Source organism: Bradyrhizobium sp. USDA 326 (assembly GCF_049739485.1).
In the GTDB taxonomy this organism is placed as follows: Bacteria; Pseudomonadota; Alphaproteobacteria; order Rhizobiales; family Xanthobacteraceae; genus Bradyrhizobium.
Map to the genome: position 1 here is coordinate 315,719 of NZ_JBMGQA010000001.1, position 19,968 is coordinate 335,686.

Sequence of the window (19,968 nt, forward strand, 5' to 3'; positions counted from 1 at the left end):
ACCGTCAATGCGACTAGTCATCATCGGCGCCGGCTTCGCCGGCATGTATGCCGCCCTTTCCGCTGCCCGCCTTCGCGATAACCAGGGCGTCTCGCCCGACGAACTCGAGATCGCGCTGGTCGCACCCGAGCCGACGCTGGTCGTCCGCCCGCGGCTCTACGAGAAGAATCCGGAGACCTTGACGGCACCGCTCCTCGATGTGCTCGAGGCGATCGACGTCACCTATGTTCAGGGCAGCGTCGAGACGGTCGAAACCCAATCCCGCATGGTGAGGGTCGCCACGGCCAAGGGCTCCAAGGAGACGCTCTCCTACGATCGGCTCGTGGTCGCCACCGGGAGCCGGCTGTTCCGCCCGAAAATCCCGGGTCTTGCCGAGCACGGGTTCAGCGTCGACTCGCTCGACGATGCGATCGCGCTCGACAGGCACCTGCATGGCCTTGCCAAGCGGCCGGCCGCGAACGGGCGCGAGACGGTCGTCGTCGCCGGCGGCGGCTTCACCGGCATCGAGGCGGCCACTGAAATTCCGGCGCGGCTCCGCGCAATCCTGGGGACGAACGCTAAGACTCGCGTCATCATCGTCGAGCGCAACAGCGCGATCGCACTCGACATGGGTGCAGGCCCGCGACCGATCATCGAGAGCGCCCTCCACAAGCTCGGCGTGGAGACCCGCCTCGGTGCCGGCGTCGCCTCGCTCGACGAGTCCGGCGTCACCTTGTCCAGCGGCGAACACATCGAAACCGAAACCGTGATCTGGGCAGCGGGTATTCGTGCGGCCCCTCTGACGGCGCAAATCCCCGCCGAGCGCGACAATTTCGGCCGGCTGCTGGTCGATCGCTGTCTGCGGGTGCCAGGCGTCGAGGGCGTCTTCGCGACCGGCGATGCGGCCCGTGCCGCGTGCGACGACGAGGGCAATTACGCACTGATGTCCTGCCAGCACGCCACGCGCATGGGCGCCTTTGCGGGCAACAATGCCGCAGCCGAGCTGCTCGGCGTTCCGACCAGGCCCTACCACCAGAAGGCCTACGTCACCTGTCTCGATCTCGGCGAAGCCGGCGCACTGTTCACCCGCGGCTGGGATCGCAAGGTCGAGATGGTCGGTGATGTCGCCAAGAAGACGAAGCAGGAGATCAACACGGTCTGGATCTATCCGCCGAAGGCCGAACGCGCCGCTGCACTCGCGTCAGCCGATCCGGAACGCGTGACCAGCCTCTAGCTAGTGCGCGACGCCATGGCAGTCGGCGCTCCCCTGGCGGCGCCGCCTGCTCAAACAAAGACCAGCCAGAACAAGAACCGCAACAGGAGACCAACATGAACCTGCACAACACCTCCTCCCCCGCGACATTGAAGCCCGAAGAGCTTGTCCCGTCGCGCTACGCGCTGAAGGTCGGCGACATCGACGTGCTGGTGGTGAGCGACGGCGTGCTGCCGCTACCCTCCGAGATGTTGGCGCACAATGCCGACCCCGCGGTCCGCGCGGCCTGGCTGGAAGACATGTTCCTGCCGCCGGACGCGTTCGACTGGGCGTTGAACGTGGTCGTGGTGCGTAGCGGAGCGCAGACCATTCTGATCGACGCCGGGCTCGGATTGGACCCGGACCTGCACCTCCCGCGAGCCGGGCAGCTGGTCAAGCGACTGGAGGCCGCCGGCATCGATCTGGCATCCGTGACCGACGTGGTGCTGACCCACATGCACATGGACCATGTCGGCGGGTTGCTCGTCGAAGGCGTGAAAGACCGGCTGCGTCCGGACCTGCGGATCCATGTGGCAGCCGCCGAAGTCACGTTCTGGGAGTCGCCCGATTTCTCCCGCGTCTCCATGCCGCCGGGATTCCCCGACGCGCTTCGACAGACGGCCAAGCGGTTCGCGCACGAATATCACAACCAGCTCCGGACGTTTGAAGCCGAATTCGAGGTCGCGCCGGGGGTGGTGGTCTGCCGCACCGGCGGTCACACCCCCGGGCACAGCGTGGTCCGCCTGACCTCCGGCGGCGAGCGACTGACATTCGCCGGTGACCTCGTGTTCACCGTCGGGTTCGAACACCCAGACTGGCACAACGGCTTCGAACACGATCCCGAGGAAGCCGCCCGCGTCAGAGTGAACCTTTTGCGGGAGCTTGCGGCGAACCGCGAGCTGCTGGTGGCCACGCATATGCCGTTCCCGTCCGTCGGTCATGTCGCTGTCGCCGGCGACGCTTTCCGCTGGGTGCCCGTGTCCTGGGACTATTGAGCCTCGTGCGCCCGTGCTTCCTTCTCCTTTTAGGAGAAGGAAGCATCAGCGCTTGCTGTAACTCAGAACGTCACCCGCATTCCTGCGTAAAATGCCCTTGGCCTCGCCGGGCTCAGCGAGCGCGGGTCGACGAACTCCGCGCCGCCATTGGTGAAGTTGGGCAGGGCCTCGCGGTCGAAGAACTGGCCGTAGGTCGCGTAGCGCTTGTCGAACACGTTGTCGACGCGGCCGTAGAGCTGGATGTTCTTCGTCACCTGGTAGGAGGTGTGGAGATTGAACACCGTATAGGACGGCAGCTTCGCGAACTGGTTCGACTCGTCGCCGACGATGTATTGGCTGGAGACGAACAGGGCGTTGCCGCCGACCTTCCAGACATCGGTCACGGCGTAGTCGACGCCGACCTTGACGCGGTGGCGCGGGATCGCGGGGATCTGGTTGCCGGGTCTGACCTGGATGGTCTCGGTGGCGTCATCGGCGAACGGGCTTTCCGAGCCGAGTTCGAGCGGATCAAGGAAGCGCGCATCGACGAAGGCGTAGCTCGCCTGGAATTGCAGCGTGGGCGACTTGATGTTGACCTCCGCTTCCAGCCCTTGCCGCCGTGTCCGGCCGACATTGGTGAAATAGCCAAAGCCCGTCCGCCCGACGGCGGGCACCGCTACGATGTCGTCATGGTTGGTGGCGCGAAAGCCGCCGATTTTCCATCCCAGCGTGCCGATATTCAGCTCCCTGGTGCCGCGGAAGCCGGCCTCCACCGTTTTGGAGACGACCTGCTTCAACGGCGGATCCGCAACCAGGAAGGCCGCGATGAGACAGGGCCGGGCGGGATCCGCACAGCCGAGCTCGAGCGGTGTCGGCACGCGGTTGGCCTCGGAATAGCCGGCATAGGCGGTCAATCCCGGCGTGATCTTGTAAGTGCCGCCGATCATCGGATTGAAGCGGGTATAGGTGTGATCGCCGTTCAGCGCAGTCCCGAGCTGGTCTTCCAGCGAGATCCGTGCCGCATTGAAGCGGCCGCCGCCGGTGATGGCGAAAGCGTCCGTGACGTTGAACGTGTCCATCGCGTAGAGACCGTTGTATTGATTGACGGTCCGCAACGAGACGGGGCCGGCAACGGGATCTGCCGTGGGAGTCGCCCCCAGGAAAACACCGCTGCCGCTGACGACGTAGTTCTCTCCCATCGATCCGATCTCGGAGCTGGCGTTGTAGCGCGTGGTGCTGGCGTCATAGGTTGCGCCCATCACGAAGCGGTTGTCGTGACCGAACAGTTGATCGGTGTTGGTGGCCTGCCCTGACACGCCGAACGTGGTCGAACGGATCGAGCTCCGGTCGATCGCGCCCAGGATCGTTCCCGGCGCGAAGGGGTTGGCGAGTTGCACGCCGCCCGCGCCGTTGGCGGGTGTGGTGTCGTCGCCGAAGCAGAGCAGCGCCGCATCTGCAGCGCACTCCTCCACGTCGGTTGGATTGCCGTCGACGATGTTCTGCTCGAACCTGCGCACATGGGCGGTGCCTTCGAGCGTCCAGGTCGGCGTCGCGTCGGCCTTTCCGGTCAGGTTGAGATAGCCGACGCGGTTGGCGGTGGTCTGCGGCGTGGTGTAGGTCGCGCCCCAATATTTATCCAGCAACTCGGCCGGGACGGTGGCGCTGGCGCCGAAATTGTTCTTTGCGACACCCATGTTGGCGTGGAATTCGCTGTCGCCCGCCTTGTAGCCGACATCGCCGTAGAAGCGCCGAACGGTCGATTGCGAGAAGTTGCGGAAGCCGTTGTCATGCAAGCCTTCGAGCGCCGCATAGACGGCATAGTTCTTGTCGACCTGCGTGCCCCATTGCGCCGAGCCCTGGATGCGGCCGAACGAGCCACCCATCACGTCGATCTCGGCGCCCTGATAGGTGAAGCCGTCCTTCATTTGCAGGTTGATCGCGCCGCCCAGCGCGTTGAGGCCGAAGGCGGGATTGTTGGTCACCAGCGTCACCGACCTGATCGCGGCGGTGGGAATCAGGTCCCAATTGACGGCGTCCGAGAAGGCTTCGTTGATGCGGACGCCGTTCTGATACACCGCAAGGCCTTGCGGCGTCCCGGTCACGGGCGAGGCGACGAAGCCGCGGAACTCGACATCAGGTGTGAACGGATTGCCGGTGACTTCGCTGATGTTGATGCCGGCGATATTGTCGCGCAGGGCGTCGATGACGTTCAGCGAATTGGTGCGCCTAATCTGGCTGGCATCGACGGCATTGATCGAAGACGGAACCTTGTCGACGTCGAGGCCGCGGCCGGTACCCGGCGCGGTTGGAAAGACGTATAGGCGTGTCCTTGGACTGGCGGAGCCCGGCGCCCCCACGCGTGCGACCGGTCGCGATGGCGCGGCGCGTCTCGCCGCCGCAGGCGGTGGCGCCGCAACCTCGACCGGCGGCAGGTTCTGGATGTTGGTCTCCTCGTCCTGCGCGGCTATCGCGCTGGTCGCAACAACCATTCCCGTGGAAACTGAAATGATGACCAGACCACGAACGCCCATTCTTGCCCGCCTCCACCCGTATCGTCCTGCTCTCTCGTTTCCCCGCCGGTTGGGCGAACGATACAGGCCAACAGCCGAAGAGCACCAGCCGTAAAGTGTCCGCCCGGTCCGGAGCTTAAATTCCCGATAAAATCGGGAATTATTCCCGATCCACCCAGCGGCGTGCGCGCGCCTCATCGGGATCGGCTGGGAACTATTCCCGGCCGCCGCGAGACTTTTTGCCGAACTTCGCGAAAGACCTTCGTGCAATCCTTGGCTCGACATCGCGATCTGATCGCGAGTCATTCATCCGTAGACTCACCCCGCCCTCCTGGGCGGGGTGCCTTTACGGCAAGCAAGAATACAGGAGGACATGATGACGTTGGGGGAACGCTTTTCCGTTCGATATTCATCGGCTCGGCCAGGTAGCCTCGCCTTGGGTCTTCTCGCAGGCTTGGGCCTCGCCGCATTCATCACCGCCGCGCCTGCACAGGATTCGGCAAAGAACCCGACGCCGGAGAGCATCAAGGCGATCACCTCGCAGGTCGACGGCGCCTACATCAAGGCCAACGCCGCGACTTCCAACAACTGGCCGACGATCGGTCTCGACTACGCCGAGACCCGCTTTTCGAAGCTCAATCAGATCACGAGCGCCAACGTCAAAGGCCTCGGCCTAGTCTGGACCTACAATCTCGAATCCTCGCGCGGGGTCGAGGCGACGCCGGTCGTCGTCGACGGCATCATGTACCAGACGGCCTCCTGGAGCGTCGTGCATGCCATCGACGCGCGCACCGGCAAGCGCATCTGGACGTTCGATCCGGAAGTCAATCGCGAGCTCGGTTACAGGGGCTGCTGCGACGTCGTCAACCGCGGAGTCGCACTCTACAAGGGCAAGGTGTTCGTGGCCGCCTATGATGGCCGCCTGATCGCGCTCGACGCGGCAACCGGCAAGAAGGTCTGGGAAAAGGACACGCTGATCGACCACGAGCATTCCTACACGATCACCGGCGCACCGCGCGTCTTCAACGGCAAGGTCGTGATCGGACAAGGCGGCGCCGAATATGGCGCGCGCGGCTACGTCACCGCCTACGATGCCGAAAGCGGAAACCAACTCTGGCGCTGGTTCACCGTCCCCGGCGATCCGTCGAAGCCGTTCGAAGACGAGTCGATGGAGAAGGCGGCCAAGACCTGGGATCCCGCCGGCCAATATTGGCTCAACGGCGGCGGCGGCACGCCATGGGACACCATCACCTTCGACCCCGATCTCAACCTCGTCTACATCGGCACCGGCAACGGCTCGCCCTGGAACCGGAACGTGCGCAGCCCGGCCGGGGGCGACAATCTCTATCTCGCCTCGATCGTGGCGCTGAACGCCGACACCGGCAAATACGCCTGGCACTATCAGGAGACGCCCGGCGACCACTGGGACTACACCTCGACCCAGCCGATGATCCTCGCCGACATCAGCATCGACGGCGCGCCGCGCAAGGTCATCCTGCACGCGCCCAAGAACGGCTTCTTCTTCGTGATCGACCGCACCAACGGTAAATTCATCTCGGCGAAGAATTTCGTCGATGTGAACTGGGCCACCGGCTACGACGCCAACGGCCGCCCGATCGAGGTGCCGGCCGCGCGCGGCGACGCGGCCTACGACTCGATTCCGGGACCCTACGGCGCCCACAACTGGCATCCGATGTCGTTCAACCCGCAGACAGGGCTGGTCTATCTCCCGGCCCAGAACGTGCCGCTGAACCTCATTCCGGAAAAGAAATTCAAGCAGAATGCCGCAACGCCGGGCAAATTCGGCGGCGCCACCGGCTGGAATGTCGGCTTCGTGCTCAATGGAGAGCCGCCCAAGAGTCTTCCGTTCGGACGCCTGATCGCGTGGGACCCGGTCAGGCAGAAGGAAGCCTGGCGGGTCGAATACCCCTCGCCATGGAACGGCGGCACGCTGACCACGGCCGGAAACCTGGTGTTCCAGGGCACGGCGGATGGACGCTTCGTCGCCTATGACGCGATGACCGGCAAGGCGCTGTGGGAAACACCGACCGGCACCGGCGTCGTCGCGGCGGCTTCGACCTACATGCTCGATGGCGCGCAGTATGTCTCGATTGCCGTCGGCTGGGGCGGAGTCTATGGCATGGCACAGCGGGCGATCGAGCGGCAAAGCCCTGGAACGGCCTACACGTTCGCGCTCAACGGCAAGGCACCGCTGCCGGAATTCGTGAAGTACCAGACCGAGGGCCTTCTCCAGGGCGTGAAGTACGATCCGAAGGACGTGCCGGAAGGAACGGCGCTCTACGTCGCCGCCTGCGCCACCTGCCATGGCGTGCCCGGTGTCGACAAGGGCGGTAACGTCCGCAACCTCGGCTACGTGCCGGCGGAGGAGATCGCCAACCTCAAGAACATCGTGTTCAAGGGGCCGTTCCGCGACAAGGGCATGCCGGACTTCACGGGCAGGCTGACCGAAGCCGACGTCGTGAAGATTCAGGCATTCATCCAAGGCACGGCTGACGCAATACGGCCGAAGAAGTGACGCGGCGATACGGCTGCGGCAGGCATTGCCGCAGCCGGGCTCACCCGACGCACGCGGCACGCTTCAATGCTTTGGAACATCATGCCTTTCAGAGAGATCCATTGAGTCCCATACTCGTCGTCGACGACCATCCCATCATCGCCGAGGCCTGTCGCATCATGCTGGGGGACGTCGAGGACGTGGTCGCTGCGCGCGACGTGCCGAGCGGCTATGAAGCATTTCTGGAGCACCGGCCCGGAGTCGTCATCCTCGATTTGACCTTTCCCGGAGAAGCACTAGGCGGTGTCGACTTGCTGCACCGCATCTCCTCGGATGCGCCGCTCGCGCGCATCCTGGTTTTCAGCATGCATGCGGACGCAAATATCGTCGCGTCCGCGATCAAGGCGGGAGCCAGCGGATATTTGTTGAAGGATTCTCCGCCGGACGAACTGCCAAAGGCGGTGCGTCAGGTCCGGCTCGGCCATCGCTATGTCGACGAGCGGATCAATTTGCGCGGCGTGCCCCTGCCCGATCACGTCGATTCCGGCAAGTTCGCCACACTGACACGCAGAGAACGAGAGGCGCTCAGCCTGCTTGGCCAGGGAAGTTCATATTCCGCGATCGCCGAAGAGCTGGCTATCACGATCCGCGCCGTCGCCCGGCTCATCAAGCAGGCGAGGACCAAGCTCGGTATCCGTCGCACGAGCGACCTGCTCCGCCGGGCGCGCGATCTTGCCGGCGGAGAAGACAGCTCGAACTGACGCGCGACCACCTGATCTATTGCAGGAGCTGAAGAAGCGCGCGTCCGGCAGGCGTCTTCAGTTCTTTCCCATCCAGCGTTCCGTCGTGATCCGGACCGGCTGCGTCGAAACGCTGCGAGACGACGGCGAGATATTCATTCACCGAAAGCGTTCCATCGTGGTCGGGATCTGCTGCAGCGATCTCTTTGGCGGATAATCTGCCCCGCAACTCCCGCACGTCCAGCGTGCCGTCGTGATCGGGGTCGAGCCTGGCGAAAAGCGCCGTCGCTGCCCTCCTGACCTCGATGTGGTCCAGCGTCCCGTCGCTGTCGGTATCGAACTTCCTGACGGGATCACCGCGGGAAGCTGCCAGCGCAGATCCCGACACCATCACGACGGCCAGAATCGAGACCATCCATCGGCCAGATTTCGGCATTTCGAGCTCTCCCGGAGGTCGTAGACGTCACATTCAGATCAGGACGAGGCGGTCGGAATCAAGGCCTCCACGGTCAAGCCGGCATCGCCGGAGACGACGTTGAGCGTACCGCCCAGCGCCAGGATCCGCTCACGCATCCCGACGAGGCCGAAGCCGAGCTTCTGGCCCGGCTCCATCCCGCGGCCGTTGTCGCTGACCCGCACCCGGGCGCAGCCGCGGCCGTCGTGAGCCATCTGCTCCACCGGCTCGATGACGACATTGACCGAGGTCGCACCGGCGTGCCGGAACACATTGGTCAGCGCCTCCTGCACGATCCGATAAATGGTGAGATCGGCGGTCTCGCCGGTTGCGCCCAGCGCCGGCGAGATCACGGTCTCGATCGCGACGTCGGGATGCGACTCCCGCCACAGCCGCGACAGGGATTCGAGCGCCTTGCGCAAGCCGAGCTCGGCAAGGCCCACGGGCCGAAGGCGCTCCAGCACGCGGCGGTTGAACTGCTGGAGTGCATTGATCTGCTCCAGCATGGCGCTGCCATGCTTTCGCACGGCATCCGCACTCGGGTCGCGTCCCTCCGCCAGCTTGGCCAGCGCGCTCGCATGCGCGCGCAGCGAGAACAAGTAAGGCCCGAACTCGTCATGGAGCTCGCGCGCAATCTCCTTGCGCTCGACATCCTGCAGCGATACCGCACGCTCGGCAAGACGCCGCTTGTCCTCGACCGCCGCACCAAGCGTTGCGGCAAGGTGGTTGAGCTTGGTGCAGATCGCGGCGAGCTCCGGCGCGCCGCCCGGCGCGACACGGGCGTCGTAATGTCCGCCTTCGAGCTTCCCCATTGCCTCCGCCAGCGACTGGAGCGGCGCCAGCGCCCGGCCGACCACGTTCATCATCAGGAAGAACAGCGCGAGCGCGATCACCGAGCCGACCTCGAGCTGGGTCACGATCCCGTCCCAGATCTCGGCGATCTCGTCGTCGGGATGCGAGGTGATCACGAGTGAGGCGGGCTTGCCATGGATCGAGACCGGCACGCTGACCGCGGTCTGCTCGGGATGAACCAGGGCGACGAACCAGGCCGGCGGCGCGCGCGTGTCGGCGTCGGCGTCAAGCCGGGGGGGCGTCAGCGGCTGGCCGCCGGCGCCCCGGAGCGTAATGCTGACATGGCGCAGACGGCTGAGATCGCGTGCGATCTGGTTGAGCCTGGCATCCGGATCGGGAGCCTCGTTGAGATCCGCCACGATCATCTCGATGAACTCTCGGGCAAGGCGGATCACGCTCTGGTCTTCGGCCTGCACGCGCGGCCCGGCTTCCGCGACCTGCCGGCCGATATTGACGGCGAGCCCCAGCGCCAGCAGCAGCGCCAGCAAGAGGTTGATGCGCCCGCGCAAGGATAAATTCTGCCACATTGGTATCGCCTATGCCTCGCGAAGGATGCCCGCACCTGTCCGATGGCGTTGACAGAGGCGAAGCGCCCGATATCTAATCGGAAGCGTACAGCAATCCCAGCCGGGTTGCATGAGGCCACATGAGGCGCGCAGCTCCTCATGCCGGCAACATGCGGCGCAAGACAGGCAAATTCCAACACGGGAACGCGCTGTCGCGGGGAACGCCTATGCGCATTCTGATCGTCGACGATCATCCCATTGTCGCCTCCGGCTGCCGTGCCGTGCTGGCCGACGAGGGGGAGATCGAGATTTTGGAGGCCGCCGACGCCGAAGACGGCGAGTGCGTCTTCATCGTCGAACGTCCCGACCTCTGCATCATCGACATCAACCTGCCGACCGTCTCAGGCTTCGAGCTCGCGCGCCGCATCCTCGAGCGCACGCCCGAAGCCCGCATCATCATGTTCAGCATGAACGACGATCCTGCTTTCGCCGCGCGGGCGATCGAGTGCGGCGCCAAGGGCTATGTCTCCAAGACCGGCGATCCCGACGATCTCGTCCAGGCGATCCGCGCCGTCGGCGGCGGCGGCACGTACCTTCCGACCGCGATCGCGCGCAGCATCGCCTTTGCTGGGCCGACTCTGGCGCAAAGCCCGCTGTCGAAGCTGAATGCCCGCGAAATGGAGATCCTGCGGTTGCTCAGCGCCGGCAAGAGCCTGTCCGAGATCGCCTGGCTGGTGCAATCGTCCTACAAGACGGTGGCCAATACCTCGTCCATCATGCGCCAGAAGCTCGGGGTGAAAACCTCCGTCGAGCTGGTGCGGCTGGCGATCGACAGCGGCGTCGCCTGACGACGCCGCAAATTTCGGTCACATAAGCGCTGCAATGTTGATGTCGTGAGATGCCACGGAGTTTCAGGCATGACGATCCAGACCGTCTCGACGAATAAATCCTACGGCGGTGTGCAGGGCGTCTATCGCCATGCAAGCCAGGCGACCGGAACCGACATGGTGTTCTCGGTCTACGTTCCGCCGCACGCGGACGACGCCAAGCTGCCCGTGGTCTGGTACCTCTCCGGGCTCACCTGCACGCATGCCAACGTCACGGAGAAGGGCGAATTCCGTAAAGCCTGCGCCGAGCTCGGCCTGATCTTCGTCGCGCCCGATACCTCTCCGCGCGGGCCGGATGTGCCTGGTGATGCCAACAACGCCTATGATTTCGGCCTCGGCGCCGGCTTCTATGTCGATGCGACGCAGGAACCGTTCGCGCGCAATTATCGGATGTGGAGCTATGTCACCGACGAGTTGCCCAAGCTGGTCGCGGAAAACTTTCCGGTCGACGCCAAGCGGCAATCGGTGATGGGACACTCGATGGGCGGCCACGGTGCGCTGACGGTTGCGCTGCGCAACCCGCACCGGTTTCGCGCGGCAAGCGCGTTCGCGCCAATCGTGGCGCCTTCGCAGGTGCCTTGGGGCATCAAGGCCCTGACCGGCTATCTCGGACCGAACAAGGATTCCTGGCGCAACCACGATACGGTGGCGCTGATCGAGGACGGTGCGAAATTCTCGGGCTTCCTGGTCGACTATGGCGATGCCGACAATTTCTTGAAGGAGCAGCTCAAGCCGGAGCTGCTCCAGGAGGCCTGCACCAAGACCAACATCCCGCTGACGCTGCGCCGGCAGGTGGGCTACGACCACAGTTACTATTTCATCTCGACGTTCATGAGCGACCACCTGCACTGGCACGCGGCAAGATTGACGGCGTGATCTCTGCGCGCCATGCCTTCTTCCTTCTCCCCTTGCGGGTGAAGGTGGCGCGAAGCGCCGGATGAGAGGTATCTCTCCGCGTCCCAAGGCGTGAATTGGATTCGCGGAGACATACCCCTCACCCGGCTCGCCGCTTCGCGGCGAGCCGACCTCTCCCGCAAGCACCCCGCAAGCACACCGGCGCTCGCGGAGAGAAGAACTACTCCGGCCTTCCATAATTCGGCGCCAGCAGGCGGTTGCGGATCAGGTAGCTCATCGTGCGCGACCAGGATTCGTCGGTGTTGCCGCGCATGTCGGCGCTGGCGACGGTGATCATGTTGCCGGTCTTCACGTCGCGCAAATAGATGTTGAGATTGATGATCAGGTTCGAGACCTTCTGCACCAGGCCGGTGATCTCCAGGTCGGCGCCGAGCTGGCCGGCGAGCTTGAGATCGCAGCCGCCGCAGGCCTGCAGATTGGCGTGACGGGCGGCATCCCGAACCGGCGCGATATCGAGCACCTGGAACTTGCCTGAATCTGCCAGTTCCTTGCGCAGCTGCTCGCCGATGCGCTCGAGCCGCGCCTGCTCGGGCTTCGAGCCGTAGAATTCGCCGGGCAGGCTGGTGTCGATCAGCTCGAAATCGAACACCGCGAGTTTCGGCGGATCTGCAAGCGCGACCGAGCCCGTCAACAGCAAAGCGGCGAGACATATCAATGCTCGCATGATCGTGAATCCTGGTCTCGCGCGCGCGAGGACGAAATGCGGGGTTGCAAGGCGGGCCAAATCGGTCATGCTCGAAGCAGAAACAATTCTCCACCGGCGGTCAAGCCGGGGAGAATGCCTGGAGGAAACATGATTCGATGGTTGGTCGGCCTGATCGGCTGGAGTCTTGCCGCAACGAGCGCGCTCGCGGCCGACCCCGTCACGATCGGCGTCGGCTATCTCGGCACCGCCGGCACCAGATCGACGCTGTCGCTGGTCGAGCTGCCCGCCGAGAATGACGGCCTCGCCGGCGCCCGCCTTGCCATCGAGGACAACAACACCACCGGGAAATTCCTCAACCAGCGTTTCGCGCTGGAGGAGCGCCGCATCAAGGAAGGCGAGGACGTTGTGCAGGCGGCGACCGCACTCGCCGAGAAGAACGGCTTCATCGTCACCGACCTGCCGGCCGACGCGCTGCTGAAGATCTCGGACGCCTTGCGGGAGCGCGGCACGCTGCTGTTCAACGTCGGCGCTATCGACGAACGGCTGCGCGAGGCCGATTGCCGCGCCAACGTCATCCATACCGCCCCGACCCGTGCCATGCTGGCGGATGCGCTCGGCCAGTATCTCGTTTGGAAAAAGTGGTCGCGCTGGCTGCTCGTGGTCGGCTCGCATGACGAGGACAAACTGTTCGCCGACGCGCTCCGGCGCACCGCCACGCGGTTCGGCGCCAAGATCGTACAGGAGCGCACGTTCGAAGACAAAGGCGGCGCACGCCGTACCGATAGCGGCGTGACGCTGATTCAGCGCCAGATGCCTGTCTTCACCCAGCAGGCGCCGGCCTACGACGTGCTGGTCGCGGCCGACGAGAGCGAGGTGTTCGGCGCGTACCTGCCCTATCGCACCTGGGATCCGCGCCCCGTCGCGGGCTCCGCCGGCCTCGTGCCGCGCAGCTGGGACGCCGCGCAGGACCAGTGGGGCGCGATCCAGATGCAGAACCGCTTCTTCAAGCTTAATTCGCGGCGCATGACCGCGCTCGACATGCAGGCCTGGACCGCGGTGCGCATGATCGGCGAGGCCACGTCGCGCACCAATTCCGGCGACGTCAAGAAGGTGACCGATTTCATCAAGGGCCCGGATTTCTCGGTCGCCGCGTTCAAGGGCACGCGGCTCACCTTACGCGACTGGAACTTGCAGCTGCGCCAGCCGATCCTGCTGGTCGACGGCCGCATGGTGGTGTCGGTGTCGCCGCAGGAAGGTTTCCTGCATCAGGTCTCCGAGCTCGACACGCTCGGTTACGATCGCCCGGAGAGCAAATGCAAGCTGAAATGAGCGATGTGAAATGAGTCCAAGCTGGCACCGTGACGATGCTGCGCCCCCTCCCCCGCTTGCGAGGGAGGGTTGGGGAGAGGGTGTCTCCACAAGCGACGGCCCCCGAGAGGAGAGAGCCCTCTCCCGCATCGCATCTTGCGATGCGATACGACCTCGCCCGCAAGCGGGGGAGGTGAGGACCGCCCGCGGACGGAGATCGCACCTGCTAAGAGCAGCGTTGCTGATGGTTCTGGCGACCGCCGCAGCGCCCGCGTACGCGTTCATCGCCTATGTCTCGAACGAGAAGAGCAATACGGTGTCGGTGATCGACACCGACAGCTGGACCGTGACCAAGACCATCAAGGTCGGCCAACGCCCGCGCGGCATCGATTTCACGCGCGACGGCAAGTTCGTGATGGTCGCGGTCGGCGACGACGACACCATCCAGGTGATCGACGCCAAGACGCAAACCGTGGTGGACAGCTTGCCCTCCGGACCCGATCCCGAGCTGTTCGCCCAGGATGCGGCCGGCAAGATCCTCTATGTCGCCAATGAGAACGACAACACGGTAACCGTGATCGATCTCGAAAAGCGCGCACGCATCGGCGACATCCAGGTCGGCGTCGAGCCCGAGGGCATGACCATCAGTCCCGACGGCAAGACGCTGATCAACACGTCCGAAACCACCAACATGGCGCACTTCATCGACACCGCCTCGCGCCAGATCGTGGCCAACGTGCTGGTCGACGCGCGTCCGCGCTTCGCCGAGTTCAAGCATGACAGTTCGGAAGTGTGGGTGTCCTCGGAGATCGGCGGGACGGTGTCGATCATCGACCCCAAAAAGCACGAGGTGATCGGCAAGGTCACTTTCGAGATCCCGGGGCTGCGGAAAGAGGCGATCCAGCCCGTCGGCATCGGCATGACCAAGGACGACAAGACCGCCTTCATCGCGCTCGGCCCCGCCAATCGCATCGCCGTGGTCGACGTCGCCACGCGCAAGGTGACGAAATACCTGCTGGTCGGGCAGCGAGTCTGGCACGTGGCGTTCACGCCGGACGAGAAGTACCTGCTCACCACCAATGGCGTGTCGAACGACGTCTCGGTCATCGACGTCGCCGCGCAAAAAGTGATCAAGACCATTCAGGTGGGCGAACTGCCCTGGGGCGTCACGATCGCGCCATGACCAGCCCCGCCCCGATCGCCGAACCACACGACGCCGCACCGAGGCCTGATCCCGCCGTCGTACCGGCGCTGGCGATCGAGGGCGTCAGCCACGCCTATGGGCCGCGCCGCGCGCTGACGGACGTCTCCTTCAATGTCCGGCCCGCGAGCTTCACTGCACTGCTTGGGCTGAACGGCGCCGGCAAGAGCACGCTGTTCTCGCTCGTCACACGCCTGTTCGGCATCCAGTCCGGCCGTGTCGCCATCTTCGGCCATGACATCAGCAAGAGCCCCGGCGAGGCGCTGCGGCTGTTGGGGGTCGTGTTCCAGCCGCGTACGCTCGATCTCGATTTGTCGCTGACCCAGAACCTGCTCTATCACGCCGCCCTCCACGGCATCAGCCGCCGCGAGGCCGCCGCGCGCAGCGCCGAGCTGCTCGGCCGCATCGGGCTCGAAGAGCGCGCCGGCAGCAAGGTGCGCGATCTCTCCGGCGGCCAGATGCGGCGGCTGGAAATAGCGCGGGCGTTGCTGCACCGGCCCCGGCTGCTGTTGCTGGACGAGCCGACGGTCGGCCTCGACGTCAAGGCGCGTGCCGACATCATCAGCCATGTCCGCCAGCTCGTGACCGAGCAGGGCATCGGCGTGCTCTGGGCCACGCATCTGTTCGACGAGATCAATCCCGCTGACGATCTCGTGGTGCTGCATCAGGGCAAGGTGCTGGCGAAGGGGCCGATGAACCGCGTCATCGCGGAGGCCGGCGCGCAGGACGTCAACACCGCCTTCATGCGCCTAACCGGCGCGCAAGTGATGCCGGGAGGCGGCGCATGAGCAGCATCACCACGCGTGACGCCCCCCGCGGCTTCTCGGTCCAGGAGTACCTGACCTGCCTCACCGGCATCGTCTGGCGCGAGGGGCTGCGTTTCCTGCATCAGCGCGAACGTTTCGTCTCGGCGCTGGTGCGGCCCTTGGTGTGGCTGTTCATCTTCGCCGCCGGCTTCCGCCAGGTGCTCGGAATCTCCATCATCCCGCCTTACGAGACCTACATCCTCTACGAGGTCTATATCGCGCCTGGGCTGATGGCGATGATCCAGCTCTTCAACGGCATGCAGTCCTCGCTCTCGATGGTCTATGACCGCGAGATGGGCAACATGCGCACGCTCCTGGTGAGCCCGTTGCCGCGCGGGTTCCTGTTGTTCTGCAAGCTGCTTGCGGGCACGGCGGTGTCGCTGCTCCAGGTCTACGCATTTCTGCTGATCGCCTGGCTCTGGGACATCACCCCTCCGGCCCCGGGGTATCTTACCGTGCTGCCGGCACTGATCCTGTCCGGATTGATGCTGGGTTCGCTCGGCATGCTGATCTCCTCGGGCATCAAGCAGCTGGAAAACTTCGCCGGCGTGATGAACTTTGTCATCTTCCCGATGTTCTTCGCCTCCTCCGCCCTCTATCCGCTCTGGCGGGTGCAGGAGGGCAGCCCCTATCTGTACTATCTCTGCGAGGCCAATCCGTTCACCCATGCGGTCGAGCTGATCCGCTTCGCGCTGTATGGGCAGATCAACTGGATCTCGCTGGCGGTGGTGGCAAGCTGCACAATCGTCTTCATGGTCGGAGCGATTTTGGCCTATGATCCCTCGCGCGGGCTGGCGCGACGCGGGCCTGCGGGAGGCGAAGGATGAAGGTCTGGTTCCTGGCTGCCATGGTAATCGCGCTGGCCGGCACGGCCGCGCGCGCGGCCGATCCGCGCTATCCGGACTGGCCCTGCACCCAGGCCAAGGTGCCGGAGATCTCGCTCGCCGCCGTGTGGGCCGGTCCGCCGCTCGGAGATGTCCAGAGCAAATGGAAGGACGACGCCAAGGTCAGCGCGCTGGTCGCAAAGCTGTCGGCGCGCAAGACGCCGCTGGACGAGGCCGAGAAATCGGTCAAGGAGTTTCTCGCCGCGTCTGCGAGCGACAAGACCACGAACGCAAAGCTGCTATTCGCAGGCCTGTTCGACACGCTCAACGCCCAGCGCTCCCAGGTCATGAACGGGCTCGAACGCGTCAGCCGCAAGCAGCGCGAGGCCGCCGACAAGATCCGTGACGAGACACTCCAGCTTCAAGCGCTGCAGGGCGCAACGCCGCGCGACGAGGCCAAGGTCGAGGCATTGAGCAACGAACTGATCTGGAAGACCCGCATCTTCGAGGACCGTCACAAGGTCGTGCGCTTCGTGTGCGAGGTTCCAACCTCGATCGACCAGCGCCTGTTCGCGCTCGGCCGCGTGATCCAGCAGGAAATGGAATAGCGGCGGCCTTGCTGACGGCTTCCGCGAAAGTTCCGGCAATCGTTAACCTTCTCCCGCGCTATCTGCCGGAACCAAATCGATCCAGGATGCCTTGTCGAAGTGAACCCCTTACGTCGGGAGGCCTTGATGGGAACAACAAAATTCATCTTCGCGGGCACCGCGGCCCTTGGCTTGCTCGCATCCAGCGCATTTGCCGAAGACATGACCGGAATGATCAAGCGGATCGACCGTCTCAACGGCACGATCTTGATCGAGCAGGTGCAGAAGGGCACCGTCGGCGCCAGCTCAGGCAGCGCTGGCGCGCTCCAGGAGTACAAGGCCAGGGACGCCGCGATGCTGGATGCTGTTCATGCCGGCGACAGGGTGAGCTATTCTGCGACCGCCACGAATGGCACGGGGACGCTGACGAAGCTGCAGAAGCAGAAGTAATAGCATTGCTTCGACCTCTCTCCGCTTGCGGAGAGAGGTCGCTCATCTTCGCTTGATCACTGTTGCTCGGGCCGCGGCTCCGGCTGCGCCTCATCGGTCGGAAGCTTCGCGCGCTCCCAGCCGTCAGTGCCGTCTGGGTACCAGGCGACGTTGGAATAGCCGTTGGCCAGCGCACGCTTGGCGGCGTTCCAGGACATCCAGCAGTCGGCGAGGCAATAGATCACCAGCAGTGCGGCCTTGTCGCCGCGTGATGCGCGCGCGAGGCCGCGCTGGAGATAATCATCCATGGCCGGCGGCAGCGTGCCGTAGCCGGTGTCGGGCAGCCAGATGCTGCCCGGAATGTTCCGGCGCGGCGCATCGCGCCACACCGTGCCCTCGGGAAGGTTTTTCGGTTTCGGCGGGCGCGGCATCACGTCGACGAACGCGCCGGTGTTTGCGCGCCAGATCGCTTCCGCCTCCTCGGTCGTCAGCACGCGCGCGCCGGCAAGCGTCGCCGGCACCGGCGCGCGATAATTGTCGGTGCGATAGCCTTCGGGCTCGAACGGCTCCTGCTGCTGCGCCAACGCCGGTGCCACGAGCAGAGCAACGGCGATCACAGCGGCAAGCGGCCGTCTCATGGCGTCTTCTTGGCCGCCTCCGCGCCGAGCGGCCGATCGCTGTCGTCCAGCAGCGGTACGCCGAAATCGAGCAGGATCTTGTTGATCTCGCCCTGGCTCTCCTGGATCAGCTTGTTGAGCTGCCGCTTCCAGTTCTGGTCGGCAGGACGCACGCCCATGCCGATGCGATAGACCAGCTTCGGCCCGGTGGTTTCTTTCACCAGCGGCGTGACGTGAAGCGAGGATCCTGCCTTCTTCGCATGGTAACCGGCCATCGGGCCCCACAGCACGCCGGCGTCGATCTTGCCCGCGGCAAGGTCGTCGATCATCGCCTGCGCCGAATTGTCGAAGCGCGTGTCGATCATCAGCGGATAGGGCTTTGCATCACCCATCAGGCCCGCCAACGCCATGTTGGTCGCAGGCGGCGTGCCGGCGACGATACCGATATGCTTGCCTTTCAGACGCGCGTCTTCGAGCGTATCGACATCCTCGAGCCCGCTGCCGGCCTTCGAGACCAGCGCATAGCTCGTGCGGTAATAGGGATTGGTGCCCTGCACGAGGTCGTCACCTTGCGGGAAGCCCATGATGACGTCGCAGCGATGCGCACCAAGGGTCATTCGCACGAAACCGCTGGCCTGCGGAAAGAAGACGTAGTCGAGCTTCTTGTGGAGCTTGTCCGCAAGAAACTCGGCGAGCTTGTTCTCAAACCCCTCGCCCTTCTCGTTGGAGAACGGCAGATTGCGCGGATCGGCACAGACACGCAGCACCTTGGGATCGACCAGCTCGAATGAGAGATCGCCGGTCTCGTTGGTCTGCGCGACGGCAACATCGCCGAACGCACAGGATGCGACCACGACCCATAGTGAAAACAACCAGCGACGATGTCGCCCGACCTCCGTCATCGCGCTTCCTCCTCGTTTTGGTTGGATGTTATCCATGCAACGCATGACGCGCCATGTGGGCCAACTTTGTGCTGGCCTTGCTTTGCTGCAGTGCAACGAGAAGACCCCCTTTTGAACTGAGGCAGAAAAGTGTCTCGCATCGCTCCAATGATCGCAGCCTTGTCCCTGCTCCGGGCAACGCTAGCATGCGCCTGGGCAGCCGAATTGCCTGTGAGCGAAGTCGCACCGGGAATCTTCGTACACTCCGGGACCATCGCCCTGATGACCCGCGAGAACGAAGGTGACATTGCCAATGTCAGCTTCATCGTCGGCGATGAGGCCGTGGCCGTGATCGACACCGGCGGCAGCCTTCGCGAGGGCGAGGCGCTGCTGGCCGCCGTGCGGGCCCGCACGTCCAAGCCGATCCGCTATGTCATCAACACCCACGGCCATCCCGATCATGTCTTCGGCAACGCCGCCTTTGTTGCGGAGGGGGCGAGCTTCGTCGGGCACGGCAAGCTGCCGCAGGCGCTCGCGGCGCGCGGGCCGTTCTATCGCGACAATTTCCGCCGGATCATGGGCAGCGAGCTGATCGATCCCGTCAAGATCATTGCTCCCGCCCTGCTCGTGACCGACACGATGACCCTCGATCTCGGGTCGCGCCGCCTGAGCTTGCGCGCCTGGCCGGCTGGACACAGCGACAACGACTTGATCGTGTACGACGAGACGACCAGGACCCTGTTCGCTGGCGACCTCGTCTTTCTCCGCCACATTCCGGTCATGGACGGCAGCATCCGCGGCTGGCTCGAGACATTGAAGCGGCTTGAGGCCATCCCGGCGCTACGGGTCGTTCCCGGTCACGGCCCCGTGAGCGACTGGCCCGCGGCGCTGATCGATGAACGGCGCTACCTGTCAACGCTGCTGTCCGACGTTCGCACGCTGAACAAGAGCGGCGAGCCGATCCGAACCGCCGCCGACAAGGCGGCCGCGTCGGAACGGCCGCACTGGCAGCTGTTCGACGATTACAATGCCCGCAACGCAACTGCAGCATTCTCTGAAATTGAATGGGAGTAGCGGGCGCGCTA

At 64.6% G+C, this 19,968-nt stretch carries 19 protein-coding genes; 13 read left to right on the forward strand and 6 right to left on the reverse strand.

What is annotated here, in order from left to right; translation table 11 throughout:
- Positions 1-7: 7 nt before the first annotated feature.
- Both ABIG06_RS01455 and ABIG06_RS01460 read left to right on the forward strand, forming a co-directional pair.
- Positions 8-1,213, forward strand: coding sequence for an NAD(P)/FAD-dependent oxidoreductase (locus ABIG06_RS01455; protein ID WP_370133573.1), 1,206 nt, complete (start codon positions 8-10; stop codon positions 1,211-1,213).
- A gap of 95 nt (positions 1,214-1,308) precedes the next feature.
- Positions 1,309-2,226, forward strand: coding sequence for an MBL fold metallo-hydrolase (locus ABIG06_RS01460; protein ID WP_124161800.1), 918 nt, complete (start codon positions 1,309-1,311; stop codon positions 2,224-2,226).
- A gap of 62 nt (positions 2,227-2,288) precedes the next feature.
- Here ABIG06_RS01460 and ABIG06_RS01465 read toward each other — a convergent pair whose 3' ends face one another.
- Positions 2,289-4,736 (reverse strand): TonB-dependent receptor, encoded by a 2,448-nt coding sequence (locus ABIG06_RS01465; RefSeq protein ID WP_370133576.1) that lies wholly within the window; start codon positions 4,734-4,736, stop codon positions 2,289-2,291.
- Positions 4,737-5,091: 355 nt separating this feature from the next.
- Here ABIG06_RS01465 and ABIG06_RS01470 point away from each other — a divergent pair, with 355 nt between their 5' ends.
- Both ABIG06_RS01470 and ABIG06_RS01475 read left to right on the forward strand, forming a co-directional pair.
- Positions 5,092-7,251: a PQQ-dependent dehydrogenase, methanol/ethanol family gene (locus tag ABIG06_RS01470; protein WP_370133579.1), complete on the forward strand. Its 2,160-nt coding sequence runs from the start codon at positions 5,092-5,094 to the stop codon at positions 7,249-7,251.
- A gap of 101 nt (positions 7,252-7,352) precedes the next feature.
- Positions 7,353-7,991 (forward strand): response regulator transcription factor, encoded by a 639-nt coding sequence (locus tag ABIG06_RS01475; protein ID WP_370133582.1) that lies wholly within the window; start codon positions 7,353-7,355, stop codon positions 7,989-7,991.
- A gap of 16 nt (positions 7,992-8,007) precedes the next feature.
- Here ABIG06_RS01475 and ABIG06_RS01480 read toward each other — a convergent pair whose 3' ends face one another.
- Together ABIG06_RS01480 and ABIG06_RS01485 are read right to left on the reverse strand one after the other, a co-directional pair.
- A complete protein-coding gene (locus ABIG06_RS01480; RefSeq protein WP_370133585.1) occupies positions 8,008-8,406 on the reverse strand; it encodes a calcium-binding protein in 399 nt (132 codons plus the stop codon).
- Positions 8,407-8,444: 38 nt separating this feature from the next.
- Positions 8,445-9,803, reverse strand: coding sequence for a histidine kinase (locus ABIG06_RS01485; RefSeq protein WP_124161804.1), 1,359 nt, complete (start codon positions 9,801-9,803; stop codon positions 8,445-8,447).
- Positions 9,804-10,009: 206 nt separating this feature from the next.
- Between ABIG06_RS01485 and ABIG06_RS01490 the strand changes: the two genes are divergently transcribed.
- Both ABIG06_RS01490 and fghA read left to right on the forward strand, forming a co-directional pair.
- On the forward strand, positions 10,010-10,630 hold the full coding sequence (locus tag ABIG06_RS01490; RefSeq protein WP_124161805.1) for a response regulator: 621 nt from the start codon (positions 10,010-10,012) through the stop codon (positions 10,628-10,630).
- A gap of 69 nt (positions 10,631-10,699) precedes the next feature.
- Positions 10,700-11,545: an S-formylglutathione hydrolase gene (gene fghA, locus ABIG06_RS01495; protein WP_319335511.1), complete on the forward strand. Its 846-nt coding sequence runs from the start codon at positions 10,700-10,702 to the stop codon at positions 11,543-11,545.
- Between the two features lie 199 nt (positions 11,546-11,744).
- On the opposite strand, the gene ABIG06_RS01500 is transcribed toward fghA, so the two are convergent.
- Positions 11,745-12,317: a DUF3280 domain-containing protein gene (locus ABIG06_RS01500; protein ID WP_370133588.1), complete on the reverse strand. Its 573-nt coding sequence runs from the start codon at positions 12,315-12,317 to the stop codon at positions 11,745-11,747.
- Positions 12,318-12,377: 60 nt separating this feature from the next.
- On the opposite strand from ABIG06_RS01500, the gene ABIG06_RS01505 reads away from it, so the two are divergent.
- The 6 genes from ABIG06_RS01505 (at position 12,378) to ABIG06_RS01530 (ending at position 17,406) form a co-directional block, all read left to right on the forward strand.
- Entirely contained in the window at positions 12,378-13,559 is a 1,182-nt protein-coding gene (locus ABIG06_RS01505; protein ID WP_370133591.1) for an ABC transporter substrate-binding protein, read from the forward strand.
- Between the two features lie 223 nt (positions 13,560-13,782).
- Entirely contained in the window at positions 13,783-14,721 is a 939-nt protein-coding gene (locus tag ABIG06_RS01510; RefSeq protein ID WP_370133593.1) for a YVTN family beta-propeller repeat protein, read from the forward strand.
- Positions 14,718-15,527, forward strand: a complete 810-nt coding sequence (locus tag ABIG06_RS01515; RefSeq protein WP_370133595.1) for an ABC transporter ATP-binding protein — start codon at positions 14,718-14,720, stop codon at positions 15,525-15,527. Before ABIG06_RS01510 ends, ABIG06_RS01515 begins: the two co-directional genes overlap by 4 nt.
- Positions 15,524-16,372 (forward strand): ABC transporter permease, encoded by an 849-nt coding sequence (locus tag ABIG06_RS01520; RefSeq protein ID WP_370133598.1) that lies wholly within the window; start codon positions 15,524-15,526, stop codon positions 16,370-16,372. The genes ABIG06_RS01515 and ABIG06_RS01520 overlap by 4 nt, the downstream gene beginning before the upstream one ends.
- Positions 16,369-16,977 (forward strand): hypothetical protein, encoded by a 609-nt coding sequence (locus ABIG06_RS01525; RefSeq protein WP_370133600.1) that lies wholly within the window; start codon positions 16,369-16,371, stop codon positions 16,975-16,977. Before ABIG06_RS01520 ends, ABIG06_RS01525 begins: the two co-directional genes overlap by 4 nt.
- 126 nt (positions 16,978-17,103) lie before the next feature.
- Positions 17,104-17,406, forward strand: coding sequence for a copper-binding protein (locus tag ABIG06_RS01530; RefSeq protein ID WP_124161813.1), 303 nt, complete (start codon positions 17,104-17,106; stop codon positions 17,404-17,406).
- 56 nt (positions 17,407-17,462) lie between these two features.
- Here ABIG06_RS01530 and ABIG06_RS01535 read toward each other — a convergent pair whose 3' ends face one another.
- Together ABIG06_RS01535 and ABIG06_RS01540 are read right to left on the reverse strand one after the other, a co-directional pair.
- Positions 17,463-18,023, reverse strand: coding sequence for a PQQ-dependent catabolism-associated CXXCW motif protein (locus ABIG06_RS01535; RefSeq protein WP_370133602.1), 561 nt, complete (start codon positions 18,021-18,023; stop codon positions 17,463-17,465).
- On the reverse strand, positions 18,020-18,904 hold the full coding sequence (locus ABIG06_RS01540; protein ID WP_370133605.1) for a substrate-binding domain-containing protein: 885 nt from the start codon (positions 18,902-18,904) through the stop codon (positions 18,020-18,022). The genes ABIG06_RS01535 and ABIG06_RS01540 overlap by 4 nt, the downstream gene beginning before the upstream one ends.
- 129 nt (positions 18,905-19,033) lie before the next feature.
- Between ABIG06_RS01540 and ABIG06_RS01545 the strand changes: the two genes are divergently transcribed.
- Positions 19,034-19,957, forward strand: a complete 924-nt coding sequence (locus ABIG06_RS01545; protein WP_370133607.1) for a quinoprotein relay system zinc metallohydrolase 2 — start codon at positions 19,034-19,036, stop codon at positions 19,955-19,957.
- Positions 19,958-19,968 lie beyond the last annotated feature (11 nt).